This window comes from Caballeronia sp. GAFFF1, from assembly GCF_023630705.1.
Lineage (GTDB): Bacteria > Pseudomonadota > Gammaproteobacteria > Burkholderiales > Burkholderiaceae > Caballeronia.
The window spans coordinates 135,081-153,448 of record NZ_JALQEM010000018.1 but is presented as its reverse complement, the minus strand read 5'-3'; the positions used below and the strand labels follow the sequence as shown (position 1 = coordinate 153,448).

Sequence of the window (18,368 nt, the reverse complement as noted above, 5' to 3'; positions counted from 1 at the left end):
GGCAAGATGGCCGGGTTCGGCCGGGTTCGGGCCCGCTGAGGTGGACCGCCGCCAAAAACAAAATAGGCCGGAGACGCGATTGCCGGGCGCAATCGAGCGCCCGCGGAAACGTTCCGGCCGACAAGACGCGTATTATCCGCTAAAAGCGCCGCATGTTGCTGCAAGATTTCGCGCACGCAACGGCACGCAACGGCACGCAACCCCCAGACCACGCACCGGCGCGGACTGCTCGCGCCACCGAAACACCTTCCACGCCGCACGAACGCGGCATGAGTTCAGCTTGAATGGCAAAGAATCGCTTCAATCATTCGTGGTTGCATGACCACATCAACGATCCGTACGTAAAGATGGCGCAGCGCGAGGGCTATCGGGCCCGCGCGGCGTACAAGCTCAAGGAGATCGACGAGCAGGACAAGCTCATCAAGCCGGGGCAGGTTATCGTCGATCTGGGTTCGACGCCCGGAAGCTGGAGCCAGTACGCGCGCAACAAGCTCGCGCAGGGCGCGAAGCGCGACGCGCAGCGCGAGGGCGGCATCGACGGCACGATCATCGCGCTCGATATCCTGCCGATGGAGCCGATCGCCGACGTCACGTTCATCCAGGGCGACTTTCGCGAAGACTCGGTACTCGCGCAACTGGACGAAATCGTCGGTGAGCGGCAAGTGGACCTTGTAATCTCAGACATGGCCCCCAACCTCTCCGGAGTAGCGAGTGCGGATGCGGCGCGGATCGAGCATCTTTGCGACCTGGCGCTGGAATTCGCTCAGAACCACCTGAAACCGGAGGGTGCGCTGCTAGTCAAATGTTTTCATGGCAGCGGCTATAGCCAGATCGTCGAGAAGTTCAAGCACCAGTTCAAAGTCGTCGCGCCGCGCAAGCCCAAGGCGTCTCGGGATAAATCGTCCGAGACTTTCATCCTCGGGCGGCGGCTCAAAAATCCGGCTGCGGGACCCGCTTAAACGATGTCGGCGAATTTCAGCGATATTTTCGCGGATTATGCCGAAAAAAGACCATCTAACGCTATTTAGGCGGTAGTGAAACCTTATGGCAGGGGTTAGCGGTCTGGATTAGAATGCTTTGGTGGCGCCGCAAGGTTTATGTAGGCGCCCGTCTATGAGTGAGGAGTGGTGCTTTGAACAACAATATGTTCTCTAAAGCGGCAGTGTGGCTCGTGATCGCACTGGTGCTGTTTACGGTGTTCAAGCAGTTCGATAAGCCCCGCGTGCAGGAAGGCGTGTCGTATTCGCAGTTCATGGACGACGCGAAGAACGGCAAGGTTAAGAACGTCACGGTTCAGGGGCGCAATCTCACGGTCACTCCGTCGGACGGCCAGAAGTACCAGATCGTGTCGCCCGGCGACATCTGGATGGTCGGCGACCTGATGAAATACGGCGTTCAGGTCAGCGGCAAGGCTGACGATGAACCGAATGCGCTCGTCTCCGCGCTGTACTACCTTGGGCCGACGATCCTGATCATCGGGTTCTGGTTCTACATGATGCGGCAGATGCAGGGAGGCGGCAAAGGCGGGGCGTTCTCGTTCGGCAAGTCGCGAGCGCGGCTGATCGACGAAAACAACAACGCGATCAACTTTACGGACGTGGCCGGCTGCGACGAAGCCAAGGAAGAAGTGTCGGAACTGGTGGACTTCCTGCGCGATCCGCAGAAGTTCCAGAAGCTCGGCGGGCGCATTCCGCGCGGCGTGCTGCTGGTCGGCCCTCCGGGTACCGGTAAGACGCTTCTGGCGCGCGCCATCGCGGGCGAAGCCAAGGTGCCGTTCTTCAGCATCTCGGGTTCCGACTTCGTGGAAATGTTCGTCGGCGTGGGCGCGGCCCGCGTGCGCGACATGTTCGAGCAGGCGAAGAAGCATGCGCCGTGTATCGTGTTCATCGACGAAATCGACGCGGTCGGCCGTCATCGCGGTGCCGGCATGGGCGGCGGCAACGACGAACGCGAGCAGACGCTGAACCAGATGCTCGTCGAAATGGACGGCTTCGAGGCGAATTCCGGCGTGATCGTGATCGCCGCGACGAACCGTTCGGACGTGCTGGACAAGGCGCTGCTCCGGCCGGGCCGTTTCGACCGTCAGGTGTATGTCGGTCTGCCGGATATCCGCGGCCGCGAGCACATCATGAAGGTGCATCTGCGCAAGGTGCCGATTGCGAACGACGTGGACGCATCGGTCATCGCGCGCGGCACGCCGGGCTTCTCGGGTGCGGATCTCGCGAACCTCGTGAACGAAGCGGCGCTCTTCGCGGCGCGGCGCGGCAAGCGGATCGTCGAAATGCAGGACTTCGAGGACGCGAAGGACAAGATCTTCATGGGTCCCGAGCGCAAGTCAGCGGTCATGCGCGAAGAGGAACGCCGCAACACGGCGTACCACGAGTCGGGCCACGCGGTGGTCGCCAAGCTGTTGCCGCATGCGGACCCGGTTCACAAGGTCACGATCATGCCGCGCGGCTGGGCGCTGGGTGTCACGTGGCAGTTGCCGGAGCATGATCGCGTGAACCTGTATCGCGACAAGATGCTGGAAGAAATCGCCATTCTGTTCGGCGGTCGTGCAGCGGAAGAAGTGTTCCTGAACTCGATGTCGACGGGTGCTTCGAACGACTTCGAGCGCGCAACGAAAATGGCGCGCGACATGGTGACGCGTTACGGCATGTCCGACGTGCTCGGCACGATGGTGTACGTCGACACGGAACCGGACGGCATGTTCGGCAAGCTCGCGTCGAAGACGGTTTCGGAAGCGACGCTGCAAAAGGTCGATGCTGAAATTCGCCGCATTCTCGACGAGCAGTACGCGCTTGCGCGCAAGCTGCTGGAAGACAACCGCGAGAAGGTCGAAGCCATGACCAAGGCGCTGCTCGAATGGGAAACCATCGACGCAGACCAGATCAGCGACATCATGGCCGGCCGTCCGCCGCGTCCGCCGAAGAACATGCCGCCGCCGTCGGGCGACTCGCCTTCGAGCGGCAATAGCGGCACCGAAGTGAAGCCGGGCAGCGCAACCGCGCCGGCCTAAGCTTCCCGAGTCGTATCATGGGCCGGCGTGCAGTGCACGCCGGCCCATTTTCATTTTCGGGCCCGCGTTCTGCCGGGTCGAACGTCCAGTCACTCGCTCTTGCCCATTCGCTTGACCACACTCACTTCCTCCCCCGCACTCGCCGAGCCGCTGCAATGCGGCCGTTTCAGGCTGACGTTCGAACGACCGCTCGTCATGGGCATCCTGAACGTCACGCCGGACTCGTTCTCTGACGGCGGCCGTTTCCTTTCCCGCGACGCGGCACTGGCGCGCGCCGAGCACATGCTCGCAGACGGCGCGGACATGATCGACATCGGCGGCGAATCGACTCGTCCGGGCGCGCCGCCCGTGCCGCTCGACGAAGAACTCGAACGCGTCGTCCCGATTGTCGAAGCATTGCGCGGCGTGCAGATTCCGCTTTCGGTCGATACCTACAAGCCCGCCGTGATGCGCGCCGCGCTCGAAGCCGGCGCCGACATAATCAACGACATCTGGGGGCTGCGTCAGGACGGCGCGCTCGATGCGGTCAAGGACAGCAACTGCGGACTGTGCGTGATGCACATGCTCGGCGAGCCCCGCACGATGCAACTGCACGAACCGGTCTACGACGACGTCGTCGCCTCGGTGCGTGATTTTTTCGCCGAGCGGCTCGCCGCGCTCACGGCGGCGGGCATTGCGGCGAATCGCATCACATTCGATCCCGGCTACGGCTTCGGCAAAACTGTCGGGCATAATTACACGCTACTTGCCGAACTTGCGGCAACGCTGCCAGTCGGCACGCATCGCGCGCTGCTGGCCGGCATGTCGCGAAAATCGATGCTCGGTGCCGTCACCGGTCGCAGCGCGGGCGAGCGCGTGTTCGCGAGCATCGCGGCGGCCGTGTGCGCTGCCGAACGCGGCGCGGCCATCATCCGTGTGCACGATGTGGCCGAGACCGTAGACGCATTGAAGGTTTGGCAAGCCACCAGGCAGGCGGCGCATCGCGCGCAGCATTAACGCGTTCGCGTCGTAGCACTGCGGCGAAGGCGCTCACGCTCGCAGCTTTCCAACGAACAACGCGGATCAAAACAGGCGCCGTAATCCGCGAGGAGGGTCAGGCAACAATGGCAAGACGATATTTCGGAACGGACGGCATTCGTGGACGCGTCGGCGCGGCCCCGATTACGCCGGACTTCGTGCTCAGGCTCGGCTACGCGGCCGGCAAGGTGCTCGCGGGCGGCGACCGGTCGCTACAGAAGGGCAACCGTCCGACGGTGCTCATCGGCAAGGACACGCGCGTGTCCGGCTACATGCTGGAAGCGGCGCTCGAGTCGGGCTTCTCGGCAGCCGGCGTCGACGTAATGCTCGCCGGCCCGATGCCCACGCCCGGCGTCGCCTATCTGACGCGCGCGCTGCGGCTGTCGGCGGGCGTCGTCATCAGCGCGTCGCACAATCCCTACGAGGACAACGGCATCAAGTTCTTCTCCGCCGATGGCAACAAGCTGCCCGACGAAGTCGAACACCAGATCGAGGCGCAACTCGAACAGCCGATGGATTGCGCGCCGTCCGAACGGCTCGGCAAGGCGCGGCGTCTCGATGACGCGGGCGGCCGTTACATCGAATTCTGCAAAAGCACGTTCCCCGCGAGCTTCGACTTGCGCGGCCTGAAGCTGGTGGTCGACTGCGCGCACGGCGCGGCGTACGACGTCGCGCCGCACGTGTTCCACGAACTCGGCGCGGAAGTGGTGCCGATCGGCGTGTCGCCGAACGGCTTCAATATCAACGATGGCGTCGGCGCGACCGCCCCGGATGCGCTCGTGCGCGCGGTGAAGGAGCATGGCGCGGATATCGGCATCGCGCTGGATGGCGACGCAGACCGCCTGCAGATCGTCGATTCGGCCGGACGCCTCTACAACGGCGACGAGTTGCTCTATGTGCTCGTGAAGGATCGCATCGCAACGCATGGCAACGTGGAAGGCGCGGTCGGCACGCTGATGACGAACATGGCGGTCGAAGTCGCGCTGAAGGAGGCCGGCGTGCAGTTCGTCCGTGCCGCGGTCGGCGACCGCTACGTGCTCGAAAAGCTGCGCGAGCACGGCTGGCAACTCGGCGCGGAAGGCTCGGGCCACATTCTGTCGCTGGATCGGCACTCGACGGGCGACGGCATCGTCTCTGCGCTCCTCGTGCTCGCGGCGCTCAAGCGCAGCGGCAAGACGCTCGCCGAACTGCTCGACGGCGTGAGCCTGTTTCCGCAGAAGCTGATCAACGTTCGCATGAAAGCGGGCGCGGACTGGAAGAACAGCGACGCGATCCGCCGCGCCGTGGAGCAAGCCGAGCATTCCCTCGAATCGCGCGGTCGGGTCTTGATTCGCGCGTCGGGAACGGAACCGGTGCTGCGCGTGATGGTGGAAGCCGCCGCGCAGGCAGACGCCGTTCGGCATGCGGAAACGATTGCCCAGGTCGTGAAGGACGTCACTTCGTAAGCGTTCGCAGAAGAACGCGCGTTTCGCAAAAAGCGGGCTTCGGCCCGCTTTTTTATTGCCCGTTCGCAGGCTGACGAATGAACGCTCGATCGACTTTCCATTTGAAAGTCGCCTGTCACATGGCCTTAACCGAGAGTCACATTACTGTCACAGAGACTGCCTATATTTCGCGTGTCGTCCCACACGCTATTCAACCCTGGAGGTCTCATGAAATTGATGCACACCGCGCTCGCTGGCGTAATTGGCGCAATGCTCGCCATCTCTGCGCAAGCGGCCGATATCACCGGCGCGGGCAGTACCTTCGCAGCTCCGATCTACACCAAGTGGGCAGATGCCTATCAGAAAAGCGGCGGCGGCAAGGTCAACTATCAGGGCATCGGTTCGTCGGGCGGCGTGAAGCAGATCATCGCGAAGACGGTCGATTTCGCGGGCTCGGACGCTCCGCTGAAAGATGACGAACTCGCGAAAGACGGCCTCTTCCAGTTCCCGACGGTGGTCGGCGGCGTGGTGCCGGTCATCAACGTGCCGGGCGTGAAGGCAGGCGAACTGACGCTGTCGGGCCAGGTGCTCGGCGATATCTATCTCGGCAAGATCAAGAAGTGGAACGACCCGGCTATCGCCGCGCTGAACCCGAAGGCGAAACTGCCGGATACCGATATCGCCGTGGTGCGCCGCGCGGACGGCTCGGGCACGAGCTTCATCTGGACGAACTATCTGTCGAAGGTCAACGCTGACTGGAAGTCGAAGGTGGGCGAGGGTTCGACGGTCAACTGGCCGACGGGCACGGGCGGCAAGGGCAACGACGGCGTCGCGGCGTTCGTGCAGCGTCTGCCGGGCGCGATCGGCTATGTCGAGTGGGCCTACGCGAAGCAGAACCACATGACTTACGTCGGCCTGAAGAACTCGGCGGGCACGGTGGTGGAGCCGAAGACGGAGACGTTCAAGGCGGCGGCTGCGGGCGCGGACTGGTCGAAGTCGTTCTATCAGATCCTGACGAACGAGCCGGGCAAGGACGCATGGCCGATCGTCGGCGCGACCTTCGTGCTGCTGCATTCGACGCAGGACAAGGCGGCGCAAGGCACCGAAACGCTCAAGTTCTTCGACTGGGCGTTCAAGAACGGCGGCCAGGCTGCGAACGACCTCGACTACATTTCGCTGCCGGAATCGGTCGTGTCGGAAATCCGCACGCAATGGAAGGCGAAGGTCAAGGACAGCGCGGGCAAGCCGGTCGCGGAGTAATAGCAAGGAAGTATCGCAGTCACGCAAGCTGAAACTGTCCTAAGCTGGAGCGGCGGACAGTCAAAGCAGAGGAAGCAAAGAAGCAGTAACAAGCCGCGCGGCGATCGAAAGGTCGCCGCGCGTCTGACACGTAGCGTAACCAAGGCTCCCATGTCGGACATCAACTTAGCGTCGGCACCGCCGGCGGCGCAATCGCAGCGCGCGCCGAGCCGTATCGGCGACATCGTTTTCGGCGGCATCACCCGGCTGGCAGCCGTCGTGACGCTGCTCCTGCTTGGCGGCATCATCGTCTCGCTCATCATTGCGTCGATGCCGACCATCCAGAAATTCGGTCTCAGCTTTCTCTGGCGCGCGGAGTGGGATCCGCCCAGCGAGAGCTTCGGCGCGCTCGTGCCCATCTACGGCACCATCGCGACCTCAATCATCGCGCTCATCATCGCGGTGCCGGTGAGCTTCGGCATCGCGCTCTTTCTGACGGAACTGTCGCCGACGTGGCTGCGCCGGCCGCTCGGCGTCGCCATCGAACTGCTCGCGGCGATTCCGTCGATCGTCTACGGCATGTGGGGTTTGCTCGTGTTCGCGCCGATCTTCGCGACGTACTTCGAGAAACCGCTCGGCGCGCTGCTCGGCGGCGTGCCGCTCATCGGCGCGTTGTTTCAGGGGCCGCCGATCGGCATCGGCATTCTGTGCGCGGGCGTCATTCTCGCCATCATGATCATTCCGTACATCGCGTCCGTGATGCGCGACGTGTTCGAAGTCACGCCCGTGCTGCTGAAGGAATCGGCGTACGGCATCGGCTGCACGACGTGGGAAGTGATGTGGAAGATCGTGTTGCCGTACACGCGCGCCGGCGTGATCGGCGGCGTCATGCTCGGTCTCGGCCGCGCGCTCGGCGAGACCATGGCGGTGACCTTCGTGATCGGCAACACCAATTTGCTCGACAACGTGTCGCTCTTTTCGCCGGGCAACAGCATCACCTCCGCGCTCGCAAACGAGTTCGCGGAAGCCAGTCCCGGCCTGCACACATCCGCGCTGATGGAACTGGGTTTGATTCTCTTCGTCATCACGTTCATCGTGCTCGCGCTTTCAAAGCTGCTCTTGATGCGCATGCAGCGCGCGGAGGGTGCAAAGTGAGCCGTCCCGCAACGTTCAATCAGGACCACGAGCGCACGGTCGCCACGCGCATGAAGCTGCAACGCCGCCGCCGCGGCACCAACGCGATCGCGCTGACGCTCTCGCTCGCGGCAATGGCGTTCGGCCTCCTCTGGCTCGTGTGGATTCTCTTCACGACGCTCAAGCTCGGCGTCTCCGGCCTTTCGGTCGAGCTGTTCACGCAGTCGACGCCTCCGCCGAACACCGATGGCGGCGGTCTCGCCAACGCGATCGTCGGCAGTCTCATGCTCGTCGTGCTCGCAACGTGCATCGGCACGCCGCTCGGCATTCTCGCGGGCGTGTATCTCGCGGAATACGGGCAGAAGCGCTGGCTCGCGAACGTGACGCGCTTTATCAACGACATTCTGTTGTCCGCGCCGTCAATCGTCGTCGGTCTTTTCGTGTACGCGCTGGTCGTCGCGAAAATGGGGCGTTTCTCGGGCTGGGCCGGCGTGATCGCGCTCGGACTGCTGCAGATTCCCATCGTCATCCGCACGACGGAGAACATGCTGAACCTCGTGCCCAACGCGCTGCGCGAGGCGGCCTTCGCGCTCGGCACGCCGAAGTGGAAGATGGTGATGTCGATCACGCTGAAGGCGTCGGTCGGCGGCATCGTGACGGGCGTGCTGCTGGCCGTCGCGCGCATTGCGGGCGAGACCGCGCCGCTGCTCTTCACGGCGCTGTCGAACCAGTTCTTCACGCTCGACATGAATCAGCCGGTGGCGAATCTGCCGGTGACGATCTACAAGTTTGCGATGAGTCCGTTCCCGCAATGGCAAACGCTCGCGTGGGCCGGCGTGTTCCTGATTACGCTCGGCGTGCTGGGTCTCAATATCCTGGCGCGCGCGATTTTCTCTAAGAAATAAGGGTGGAGTGATTCCATGAACATGGTCGAAAGTGGTGTCAGCCACCTGAATTCGAAGACGGAAGGTAAGCCGGTCGAGCGCGGTCCCGCGCCGGGCAGCGTGCGTCCGACGCACGGTTCGCAGCCGGCGGATTCCATCAAGCCGAAGATCGAGGTGAACAACCTCAACTTCTTCTACAACAAGTATCACGCGCTGAAGAACATCAACTTGCGCATTCCGGAGAAGAAGGTCACGGCGTTCATCGGTCCGTCGGGATGCGGCAAGTCCACGCTGCTGCGCACCTTCAACAAGATGTTCGCGCTCTATCCGGAGCAGCGCGCGGAAGGCGAAATCCTGATGGACGGCGCCAATCTGCTCGACACGACGAAGGACATCTCGCTCTTGCGCGCGCGCGTCGGCATGGTGTTCCAGAAGCCGACGCCGTTCCCGATGTCGATCTACGACAACATCGCGTTCGGCGTGAAGATGTTCGAGCAACTGTCGCGCTCGGAAATGGACGACCGCGTGGAATGGGCGCTCACGAAGGCCGCCCTCTGGACCGAAGTGAAGGACAAGCTCACGCAAAGCGGCTACGGTCTGTCGGGCGGCCAGCAGCAGCGTCTGTGCATTGCGCGCGGCATCGCCATCCGGCCGGAAGTGCTGCTGCTCGACGAACCGTGCTCCGCGCTCGATCCGATCTCGACGGGCCGGATCGAAGAACTGATCGCGGAGCTCAAGAGCGACTACACGGTGGTGATCGTCACGCACAACATGCAGCAGGCCGCGCGCTGCTCGGACTACACTGCCTATATGTACCTCGGTGAATTGATCGAATTCGGCGACACGGAAAAGATCTTCATCAAGCCGGCCCGCAAGGAAACGGAAGACTACATCACGGGCCGCTTTGGCTGATCGGCCGGTCAGCGAACGAACAAAGGACTACAGGAGCACAACATGTCCGATAAACATCTGTCGAGCCAGTTCGACGCCGATCTGAACGCGGTGTCCTCGAAAGTGCTGGAAATGGGCGGTCTCGTCGAGTCGCAGATCACCGCGGCGATGCAGGCGCTGAACGAATTCGACGTGCAGATCGCCGATCAGGTGATCGCGGCGGAAGCGCGGTTGAATACGATGGAAGTCGAAATCGACGAGGAGTGCAGCAACATCATCGCGCGCCGTCAGCCGGCCGCGCGCGACTTGCGTCTGCTCATGGCGATCTCGAAGACCATCACGAATCTCGAACGCGCCGGCGACGAAGCCGAGAAGATCGCAAAGCGCGTGAAGCGCATCAATGAAGACGGCGCGGGCCGCACGGTGAACATCGCTGAGATCAAGCTCTCGGGCGAGATGGCCGTGTCGATTCTGCGCCGCGCGCTCGATGCGTTCGCGCGTCTGGATACGGTCGCCGCCGCGCAGATCGTGCGCGACGACAAGGCGATCGACGAAGAATTCCGCGCCTTCGTGCGCAAGCTCGTGACATACATGATGGAAGACCCGCGCACCATTTCGGCGGGGCTCGATTATCTCTTCATCGCGAAAGCGGTGGAGCGCATCGGCGATCACGCGAAGAACATCGCCGAGTTCATCATCTACATCGTGAAGGGCACGGACGTGCGCCACATTTCGCGCGACCAGCTCGAACGCGAGGCGCTCAGTTAATCCAACGATTCACTTCAAGCAAAAAGGTCAAGAGGTGCCGATGCCCAGCAGTATCCTCGTCGTCGAAGACGAACCCGCGATCTCCGAGCTGATCTCGGTGAATCTGCAACACGCGGGACATTGCCCGATTCGCGCGTATAACGCGGAGCAGGCGCAAAACCTGATCAGCGACGTGCTGCCCGATCTCGTGCTGCTCGACTGGATGCTGCCCGCGAAGTCCGGCATCGCGTTCGCGCGCGAGCTGCGCAACAACGAGCGCACGAAGCATATCCCGATCATCATGCTCACCGCGCGCGGCGACGAGCAGGACAAGGTGCTCGGGCTCGAAATCGGCGCGGACGATTACGTGACCAAGCCGTTTTCGCCGAAAGAGTTGATGGCGCGCATCAAGGCGGTGCTGCGCCGGCGCGCGCCGCAGTTAACGGAAGACGTCGTCGCGATCAACGGCCTGCGGCTCGATCCGGCGACGCATCGCGTGGCGGCCAATCATTCGGGCAACGACATCAAGCTCGATCTCGGGCCGACGGAGTTCCGCCTGCTCCATTTCTTCATGACGCATCCGGAGCGCGTGCACAGCCGCACGCAGCTGCTCGATCAGGTCTGGGGGGATCACGTGTTCGTCGAGGAGCGCACGGTCGATGTGCACATCAAGCGTCTGCGCGCCGCCCTCAAGCCCGCGGGCTGCGATGCTATGATCGAAACGGTACGCGGCAGCGGCTACCGGCTCGCGAAGGGTGCCTGAGGCTGCGCGCATCTTCGCCTTCATCGATCTCCCGACAACATGAACATCATCTGGACGCGTTCCATCGTGTCCCTCGCGCTCCTCGCGGTGCTGTGCGCCGCGATCGGCGCATTCGCCGGCGTGCGCGTGGCGCTCGCTGTCGCCGTCGTCATGCTCGTCGTGCAGGGCTTCGTGAGCACGTATCACACGCAGCGGCTGTGGCGTCTCCTGGACGCGCCGGTGTACGGCCAGGTGCCAAGCGCGCTCGGCATCTGGGGTGAGATCTATTACCGCCTGCACAAGCTCGCCAAACGCTGGCACGCGCAGGTGCGTCAGGTCGAGCAGCAGCATTCGCGCTTCATCCAGGCGATTCAGGCATCGCCTAATGGCGTCGCGATGCTGGACGATCACGACCAGATCGAATGGTGCAACGCCATCGCGGAGAAGCACTTCGGGCTCGACGCGAAGCGCGATCTGCGGCAGCACATCACGCATCTCGTGCGTCATCCGGATTTCATCCGCTATCTGAATTCGCACCGTTACGAAGAGATGCTCATCATGCGGGGCATGGGCACGAACCGGCAGCGCAGTGTCTCGGTGCAGGTGTTTCCGTACGGCGAGAATCGCAAGCTGATTCTCACGCAAGACATCACCGAACTCGAGCGCACCGATTCCATGCGCCGCGATTTCGTCGCGAACGTCTCGCATGAACTGAAGACGCCGCTCACCGTGCTCTCCGGCTTTCTCGAAACGATGCGCGAGTTGCCGCTCGACGAAGCCGACCGCGCGCGTTACCTCGACATGATGAATCAGCAGGCGATGCGCATGCAGAACATCGTGCGCGATCTGCTCGTGCTGGCGAATCTCGAAGGCGATGTCCATCCGCCCGGCGACGAGCTGCTCGACATGCGCGCGGTGCTGCGTCATCTGGAAGACGACGCCAACAGTCTTTCGGGCGGGCGTCATCGCATCCGGTTTCATAACGACGACGCGCTGACCGTGGCCGGCGCGGAGACCGAACTGGTAAGCGCGCTCGGCAATCTGGTGACGAACGCGGTGCGCTACACGCCGGATGGCGGCAGCATCGACGTGTCATGGGAGCGCGTGGACGATCGCGCGGTCTTCACCGTGCGCGACAGCGGCCTCGGCATTCCGGCGGAGCATATTCCGCGCTTGACGGAGCGTTTCTATCGCGTGGACCGTAGCCGTTCCCGCGATACGGGTGGCACCGGGCTCGGGCTTGCCATTGTCAAGCATGTGCTGCAACGGCATCATGCCGATCTCGACGTGAAAAGCGAAGTGGGGCGGGGCAGCACGTTCGTCGTGCGCTTTCCCGCGTCGCGCACGGCGTTGCGCAAGTCCGTGGCGGCTTGAATTAGCACGGCGCGTTGCGCGCCGTATCGTCAGGAATCACGAACAGAACTTCGCGAGCAGTCCCAACTGTGCGTTGCGCAGCGCCTTGCCCGAACGGCGCTTGCGATAGTGCCCGTCGCTTTGCATGACCCACGCCGACTGGTTGTCGCCGAGACACACGGACAGACCTTCGGCAATCACGCGGCGCTTAAGCCGCCGGTCGCGGATTGGGAACGCCACTTCCACGCGGCGAAAGAAGTTGCGATCCATCCAGTCGGCGCTCGACAGATACACGTCTTCCTTGCCGTTCGCATAAAAATAGAAGATGCGGTGGTGTTCGAGGAAACGCCCGACGATAGATCGCACCGTGATGTTTTCCGACAGATCTTCGACGCCCGGCTTCAGAGAACACACGCCGCGCACGATCAAGTCGATCTTCACGCCCGCATGCGATGCCTCGTAGAGCGCCGCGATCACGGTCGGCTCGAGCAACGCGTTCATCTTCGCGACGATGCGCGCGCGCCGGCCCGCGCGCGCGTGTTCCGCTTCGGCGCGGATCGCTTCGATCAGCTTCGCATGCAGCGTGAACGGCGACTGCCATAGATGATGTAGCGCAAGCTCCCCGCCGATGCCCGTCAACTGCTGAAAGACGTGATGCACGTCTTCGCACATTTGCTGATCGGCGGTCATGAGGCCGAAGTCGGTATAAAGACGCGCCGTGCGCGGGTGGTAATTGCCTGTGCCGAGATGCGCGTAACGCTTGAGCACGGTCTTGCCGCCTTGCGACACGCGCCGCACGATCAGCATCATCTTTGCGTGGCATTTGTGGCCGACGACGCCGTACACCACATGCGCGCCCACCGCTTCAAGCTGCGACGCCCAGTTGATATTCGTTTCCTCGTCGAAGCGCGCGAGCAGTTCGACCACGACGGTCACTTCCTTGCCGTTGCGCGCCGCCTGCATGAGCGCGTCCATCAGCGGCGAATCGGTGCCGGTGCGGTAGATGGTCTGCTTGATGGCAACCACTTGCGGATCTTTGGCCGCTTGCAGTAGCAGTTCCAGCACGGGCTGAAAGCTCTCGTACGGATGATGCAGCAGGATATCGCCCTGATCGATGGCATCGAAGAGATTAGTCGTGTTCGCAATCGACTTCGGCACCGACGGAATGTGCGGCACGAACTTGAGGTCCGGCCGGTCCACCATTTCGGGTAACTGCATGAGCCGCACGAGATTGACCGGGCCGTTCACGCGATAACAATCGCGCGGATTGAGCTGGCTTTCGTCGAGCAGGCGGCGAATCAGATGCGGCGGCGTTTCGGCGGACACTTCGAGCCGCACCGCGTTGCCGAGATGCCGCGCGGGCAGTTCGCCCTGCAACGCGACGCGCAGATTGGTGATTTCGTCTTCGTCAACGAAAAGCTCGCTATTGCGCGTGATGCGAAACTGATTGCAGTTGCGCACCGTGAGATGCGGAAAGAGTTCGCTTACGAAATGCTGCATGAAAGAACTCAGCAGCACGAAACCATGCGGATAGCCCGAGAGCGCCTCCGGCATGCGCACGAGGCGCGGCAACGCGCGCGGCGCCTGCACGATGCCCATCATCGCCTGACGGCCGAACGCGTCGGTGCCTTCCAGTTCGACGACGAAGTTCAGGCTCTTGTTCAGCACGCGCGGAAAAGGGTGCGCGGGATCGAGCCCGATCGGCGTCAGCACCGGCAGCAGTTCGTTCTGGAAGTATTCGCGCGCCCACGCGGTCTGCTGTTCGGTCCAGGTCTCCGCGCCATGAAAATAAATTCCTTCCATTTCGAGCGCGGGCAGTACGGTCTCGTGCAGCATCGCGTATTGTTGATGCACGAGGCGTTGCGCGCGTTCGGAGACGAGATCGTAGACGTGTTGCAGCGACATGCCGTCCGGCGAGAGCGTGCCGGGGTTGTCGCGCATCTGCTCCTGAAGACCGGCCATGCGGACTTCGAAAAATTCGTCGAGATTGCTGCTCGTAATGCAGATAAAGCGCAGACGTTCGAGCAGCGGCACCGATGTGTCGGCGGCTTGCGCCAGTACCCGCTCGTTGAAACCCAGGATGCCTAGTTCACGGTTGAAGAGCGGATAACGTATGGACATCGGCTGGGCGTAAGGTGTCTCGATCGGAAGGGCAGAAAAGCGTTCGGATGATCTCACACTAGGATGTCTTTATTGTGACAGAACGATTTTCACAAATTCTACTCACATTGCGGATAGCGTCGCTAGCGGGCGCGCGCGTTCCCGCTTCTGCTTCGCGCGTCTGCTTCGCGTCTGCTTCGATTCCCGATCTTCGCGCCGGCATGAAATAGAATTCGTGTCTCTCGACAGCGTGTCGCTGACACGCGGTTGCGCTTTCTCACTTCACCGTTTCCCGGATATCCGATGGTCACACATCCCCACCTTCTCGCCGCCGTCGACCTCGGATCGAACAGTTTCCGGCTGATCGTCGGCCGGGTCGAGGAAACGCCCGCGGGCAGCCAGATTTATCAGGTCGATGCGTTGCGCGAGCCGGTGCGTCTCGCAGCTGGTCTCTCGAAGGACAAGATGCTCGATCGCGCGTCGCAGTTGCGCGGCTGGGATGCGCTGAAGCGTTTCGGCGAGCGTCTGCGCGACTTCCACCCGGATCAGGTGCGCGCGGTCGCCACCAACACGCTGCGCGTCGCAAAAAACGCGCACGACTTCCTGATCGAGGCCGAAATCGCGCTCGGTTTTCCGATCGAAGTGATCGCGGGCCGCGAGGAAGCGCGCCTCATCTATGCGGGCGCGGCGCATTCGGTGCCGGCGAGCGCGGGCAAGCGGCTCGTCGTGGATATCGGCGGCGGATCGACGGAGTTCATCATCGGCGCGCATTACACGCCGATCCACATGGAGAGCCTTTATATCGGCTGCGTGAGCCACAGCCGCCAGTTCTTCCCGGCCGGCAACGTGGACGAATACACGATGCGTCAGGCCGAACTCGCCGCCAAGCGCGAGATTCAGATCATCTCGCGTGAATACAAGCAGACCGGCTGGGATCAGGCGATCGGCTCGTCGGGCACGGCGCGGGCGCTCGCCGAGCTGGTCGAGGCGAACGGCTTCAACGATCCCGAGTACACGCACGGCATTTCGCGCGCCGGGCTGGAACGGCTGAAGCGCGCGCTCATCAAGGCGGAGAACGTGAACCGGCTGAAGCTCGTCGCGCTGAAGCCGGACCGCATTCCGGTGCTGCCGGGCGGGCTGTCGATCATGCTCGGCGTGTTCGAGGAGCTCGGTATCGAATACGTCGATACCACGGACGCCGCGCTGCGTCTCGGCGTGCTCTACGACCTGCTCGGCCGTTCGCAGCATCAGGACATGCGCACGGTGACGGTCGAGGGCTTCAAGCGCCGCTATGGTGTCGATGCCGCGCAGGCCGAGCGCATCGGCAATCTGGCGATCAGCTTCTACGATCAGCTCGGCGAGCCGGACGGCGAGCGCAGCGTGGAGAACCGCATGTTTCTCGCATGGGCGGCGTCGCTGCACGAGATCGGCTTGTCGATCGCGCACAGCGCGTATCACAAGCATTCGGCGTATATTGCGAGCAATGCCGACATGCCCGGCTTCTCGCGCACGGATCAGGCGCGGCTCGCGGCGCTCGTGCTCGGTCACGCGGGCAAGCTCGGCAAGCTCGCGCAGGCGCGCGGCGTCGACTGGACGCTGCTGTTCTGCCTGCGCCTCGCCGCGCTTCTGTCGCGGCGCCGCACGGATGTCGGCCTGCCCGGCATCGAGGTCAAAGTCGCGGGTGGCGGCTTCGAAGTGCGTTTGCCGAGCGAGTGGGTGACGAATAATCCGCTGACCGACTACAGTCTCGCGCAGGAAGCGATGGAATGGGAAAAGATCGGGCGGCCGTATCGCGTGATCTACACGGATTGAGCGGATTGAGCGGATCGAGCGGATCGAGCGGATCGAGCGGACTAAGCGCCCGCCCGATGCTCAGCGTCCCGCATCGCCCATGAAGTGCCGCACGTAACGCGCGTTGATGTCGGAGAGGCGGAAGAGCGTCAGAAAATCCGCCGTGTTGAAGTCCGGGTCCCACGCCGGCGCGCCGCAAATCTTCGCCCCCAGGCGCAAGTAGCCTTTGACGAGCGGCGGCGGGCTCACCGACACGCCCGTGCGCAATTCCTCGACCGGTAGCGGCGTGTGCGCGAACGCGCGGTACTCATGCGCGGTGAGCGCGTCGGCGGAAAGCGAAGCGTAGAGATTCGCGGCGTAGTGACCGCCGTCGTTCATGCCGACGCTCGCGCAGCCGAGCATCGTCTCGTAGCCGTTCTGCATCATGTACGTGGCGAGCCCGCCCCACAGCGACATGATGACCGCGCCGTTGCGATAGTCCGGATGCACGCACGAGCGGCCCACTTCGACGAGCTTCGGCCGCAGATGCGTGAGACGCGACACGTCGAATTCGCTTTCCGCGTAGAGCCGGCCGATGCGCGCGGCCTGATGCGGCGGCAACACGCGGTACGTGCCGACCACTTTCAGCGTATCGAGATCGCGCACGAGCAGATGATCGCAATAGGCGTCGAAGGCGTCGACGTCGAGCCCGGCGGGGCCCGACAGACGCGCGCCCATTTCCTCAGCGAACACGCGGTAGCGCAGACGCTGCGCTTCGCGCAGCGCGTCGTCGGAGCGCGCCCACGCAACCTGCAAGCGGTGCTGGCCCGTGACGGTTTCGGCCGTGCGCGGGAGGTGGCGGCGCGAATCGAGCGAGAGCGATGACGCTCCGAAGGGCAGGAAAGGCGTCGGCAGATCGTGCATTGGCATTCCTCGGCGGAAAGGTGACTAACTTTCCGCCAATGTAAGGATGCCGGGTGACGCTCGCATGGCTTGGCAGTGACGTTTCGATGAAACGACATATGCCCCGGCGACATGCGTTTTCGACGCCTAAAGCAGGTCCGGACACATCACCGCGCGCACCACGACTTGCCCGTCGCCGCCGCGCGTGCGGCCTTGAAACCACCACACGCCGCTTTTCTTGATGGGCCACTCCGCTTCGTGCCCGGTCAAGAGCCGTGCGGCCACGCGCCCGAGCGTCGGTTGATGCCCGATCACGACGACCGTCTCGCTCACGCCATCGGGCCAGCCGGCGGCGTCGAGCACGTGCTGCGCGGTCTTGCCGGGCGCGAGATCGTCAACCACGCGATAGCGGTCGCCGAACGCTTCGGCGGTCTGGATCGTGCGCGTGGCGGGACTCGCAAGGAAGAGGGCGTCGTCGTCGATGCGCGCTCTCAGCCACTTCGCGATGCCTTGCGCCTGCTTGCGTCCGCGCGAGGTGAGCTGACGCGCGAGGTCGCTCGACGCCTGGTCTTCCGCTTCGGCGTGACGCCAGAGAATGAGGTTCATGGATCGTCTCCAGAATGAATGGCTTTTGCGAATGGCTTAGAACGTTGCGTGCCAGCTCGTCACGTTACGGCGCTGTCGCATTTGCGGATATGGGACATCGACGCTACAATACGCGGCTCGTCGGAGCGTAGCGCAGCCTGGTAGCGCATCTGATTTGGGATCAGAGGGTCGAAGGTTCGAATCCTTTCGCTCCGACCACGATACAACGAAGGGGTTACAAGTCTCGGCTTGTAACCCCTTCGTCTTTTCCAGGAAACCTCATGCCGCGTATCGTTTTGTCGTTCGCATGCTCCGTCTTCGCGCTCGCGCTGTCCGCGTGCGCCGATTCCTCCAGCCAGAAACATCCTCCGCAAGATCCGCCCGACTACCACGGCGTGCCGACCGACACGCGTCCGCCATCGATGTTGATCGCGCCGACGCAGCCGCAGTGATCCGATTGCGAATCGGTCATAACGACTGAGTAAAAGACTCTAACGCGAATAGAAGCGAATTTTTTGCAGCACGGTTATCATGGGCAACTCGTCGCAACTGGGTTTCGC

General features: G+C 62.9%; 16 protein-coding genes and 1 tRNA gene. 14 read left to right on the top strand and 3 right to left on the bottom strand.

Translation table 11 applies throughout. The features are described from left to right. The first annotated feature begins 284 nt into the window (after window positions 1-284). The 11 genes from NCR37_RS09045 to phoR all read left to right on the top strand — a co-directional run bounded on the left by NCR37_RS09045 (window position 285) and on the right by phoR (window position 12,471). A complete protein-coding gene (locus NCR37_RS09045; RefSeq protein WP_250472694.1) occupies window positions 285-959 on the top strand; it encodes an RlmE family RNA methyltransferase in 675 nt (224 codons plus the stop codon). A 173-nt stretch (window positions 960-1,132) separates the two neighbouring features. Next, a complete protein-coding gene (ftsH, locus tag NCR37_RS09040; protein WP_250472693.1) occupies window positions 1,133-3,019 on the top strand; it encodes an ATP-dependent zinc metalloprotease FtsH in 1,887 nt (628 codons plus the stop codon). A gap of 195 nt (window positions 3,020-3,214) precedes the next feature. Continuing rightward, window positions 3,215-4,015: a dihydropteroate synthase gene (gene folP / locus NCR37_RS09035; RefSeq protein WP_250472692.1), complete on the top strand. Its 801-nt coding sequence runs from the start codon at window positions 3,215-3,217 to the stop codon at window positions 4,013-4,015. 107 nt (window positions 4,016-4,122) lie between these two features. Further along, a complete protein-coding gene (gene glmM / locus NCR37_RS09030) occupies window positions 4,123-5,481 on the top strand; it encodes a phosphoglucosamine mutase (protein WP_250472691.1) in 1,359 nt (452 codons plus the stop codon). 207 nt (window positions 5,482-5,688) lie between these two features. Beyond that, window positions 5,689-6,720 (top strand): phosphate ABC transporter substrate-binding protein PstS, encoded by a 1,032-nt coding sequence (pstS, locus tag NCR37_RS09025; protein ID WP_250472690.1) that lies wholly within the window; start codon window positions 5,689-5,691, stop codon window positions 6,718-6,720. A 150-nt stretch (window positions 6,721-6,870) separates the two neighbouring features. Continuing rightward, the gene (pstC, locus tag NCR37_RS09020; RefSeq protein ID WP_250472689.1) at window positions 6,871-7,854 is read left to right on the top strand and encodes a phosphate ABC transporter permease PstC; all 984 of its coding nucleotides are present in this window, start codon (window positions 6,871-6,873) and stop codon (window positions 7,852-7,854) included. Continuing rightward, window positions 7,851-8,738 carry a phosphate ABC transporter permease PstA gene (pstA, locus tag NCR37_RS09015; protein ID WP_502800503.1) on the top strand — a complete coding sequence of 296 codons (888 nt, stop codon included), beginning with the start codon at window positions 7,851-7,853 and terminating at the stop codon, window positions 8,736-8,738. Before pstC ends, pstA begins: the two co-directional genes overlap by 4 nt. A 15-nt stretch (window positions 8,739-8,753) precedes the next feature. Continuing rightward, entirely contained in the window at window positions 8,754-9,629 is an 876-nt protein-coding gene (pstB, locus tag NCR37_RS09010) for a phosphate ABC transporter ATP-binding protein PstB (RefSeq protein ID WP_250472688.1), read from the top strand. 42 nt (window positions 9,630-9,671) lie between these two features. After that, window positions 9,672-10,376, top strand: a complete 705-nt coding sequence (gene phoU / locus NCR37_RS09005; protein ID WP_175944381.1) for a phosphate signaling complex protein PhoU — start codon at window positions 9,672-9,674, stop codon at window positions 10,374-10,376. Between the two features lie 40 nt (window positions 10,377-10,416). Beyond that, window positions 10,417-11,118, top strand: a complete 702-nt coding sequence (gene phoB / locus NCR37_RS09000) for a phosphate regulon transcriptional regulator PhoB (protein WP_159836615.1) — start codon at window positions 10,417-10,419, stop codon at window positions 11,116-11,118. 39 nt (window positions 11,119-11,157) lie between these two features. Continuing rightward, a complete protein-coding gene (gene phoR / locus NCR37_RS08995) occupies window positions 11,158-12,471 on the top strand; it encodes a phosphate regulon sensor histidine kinase PhoR (protein ID WP_250472687.1) in 1,314 nt (437 codons plus the stop codon). Between the two features lie 36 nt (window positions 12,472-12,507). Here phoR and ppk1 read toward each other — a convergent pair whose 3' ends face one another. Beyond that, window positions 12,508-14,571, bottom strand: a complete 2,064-nt coding sequence (gene ppk1 / locus NCR37_RS08990) for a polyphosphate kinase 1 (protein WP_250472686.1) — start codon at window positions 14,569-14,571, stop codon at window positions 12,508-12,510. A 282-nt stretch (window positions 14,572-14,853) separates the two neighbouring features. On the opposite strand from ppk1, the gene ppx reads away from it, so the two are divergent. Beyond that, window positions 14,854-16,362 carry an exopolyphosphatase gene (gene ppx, locus NCR37_RS08985; RefSeq protein ID WP_250472685.1) on the top strand — a complete coding sequence of 503 codons (1,509 nt, stop codon included), beginning with the start codon at window positions 14,854-14,856 and terminating at the stop codon, window positions 16,360-16,362. Window positions 16,363-16,422: 60 nt separating this feature from the next. Here the strand turns inward: ppx and NCR37_RS08980 are convergent, their stop codons facing one another. Together NCR37_RS08980 and NCR37_RS08975 are read right to left on the bottom strand one after the other, a co-directional pair. Next, window positions 16,423-17,244: a GNAT family N-acetyltransferase gene (locus NCR37_RS08980; protein WP_250472684.1), complete on the bottom strand. Its 822-nt coding sequence runs from the start codon at window positions 17,242-17,244 to the stop codon at window positions 16,423-16,425. 126 nt (window positions 17,245-17,370) lie between these two features. Then, entirely contained in the window at window positions 17,371-17,829 is a 459-nt protein-coding gene (locus NCR37_RS08975) for a SixA phosphatase family protein (protein ID WP_250472683.1), read from the bottom strand. A 121-nt stretch (window positions 17,830-17,950) separates the two neighbouring features. On the opposite strand from NCR37_RS08975, the gene NCR37_RS08970 reads away from it, so the two are divergent. Further along, a tRNA-Pro gene (locus tag NCR37_RS08970) sits at window positions 17,951-18,027 on the top strand. 62 nt (window positions 18,028-18,089) lie between these two features. Continuing rightward, window positions 18,090-18,260, top strand: coding sequence for a hypothetical protein (locus NCR37_RS08965; RefSeq protein WP_250472682.1), 171 nt, complete (start codon window positions 18,090-18,092; stop codon window positions 18,258-18,260). Window positions 18,261-18,368: the final 108 nt, after the last annotated feature.

Coding starts and splice junctions, on each gene's coding strand:
- NCR37_RS09045 (WP_250472694.1), top strand. CDS start 285: ATGGCAAAGAATCGCTTCAATCATTCGTGGTTGCATGACCACATCAAC.
- folP (WP_250472692.1), top strand. CDS start 3,215: ATGGGCATCCTGAACGTCACGCCGGACTCGTTCTCTGACGGCGGCCGT.
- glmM (WP_250472691.1), top strand. CDS start 4,123: ATGGCAAGACGATATTTCGGAACGGACGGCATTCGTGGACGCGTCGGC.
- pstS (WP_250472690.1), top strand. CDS start 5,689: ATGAAATTGATGCACACCGCGCTCGCTGGCGTAATTGGCGCAATGCTC.
- pstC (WP_250472689.1), top strand. CDS start 6,871: ATGTCGGACATCAACTTAGCGTCGGCACCGCCGGCGGCGCAATCGCAG.
- pstB (WP_250472688.1), top strand. CDS start 8,754: ATGAACATGGTCGAAAGTGGTGTCAGCCACCTGAATTCGAAGACGGAA.
- phoU (WP_175944381.1), top strand. CDS start 9,672: ATGTCCGATAAACATCTGTCGAGCCAGTTCGACGCCGATCTGAACGCG.
- phoB (WP_159836615.1), top strand. CDS start 10,417: ATGCCCAGCAGTATCCTCGTCGTCGAAGACGAACCCGCGATCTCCGAG.
- phoR (WP_250472687.1), top strand. CDS start 11,158: ATGAACATCATCTGGACGCGTTCCATCGTGTCCCTCGCGCTCCTCGCG.
- ppk1 (WP_250472686.1), bottom strand. CDS start 14,571: ATGTCCATACGTTATCCGCTCTTCAACCGTGAACTAGGCATCCTGGGT.
- ppx (WP_250472685.1), top strand. CDS start 14,854: ATGGTCACACATCCCCACCTTCTCGCCGCCGTCGACCTCGGATCGAAC.
- NCR37_RS08980 (WP_250472684.1), bottom strand. CDS start 17,244: ATGCACGATCTGCCGACGCCTTTCCTGCCCTTCGGAGCGTCATCGCTC.
- NCR37_RS08975 (WP_250472683.1), bottom strand. CDS start 17,829: ATGAACCTCATTCTCTGGCGTCACGCCGAAGCGGAAGACCAGGCGTCG.
- NCR37_RS08965 (WP_250472682.1), top strand. CDS start 18,090: ATGCCGCGTATCGTTTTGTCGTTCGCATGCTCCGTCTTCGCGCTCGCG.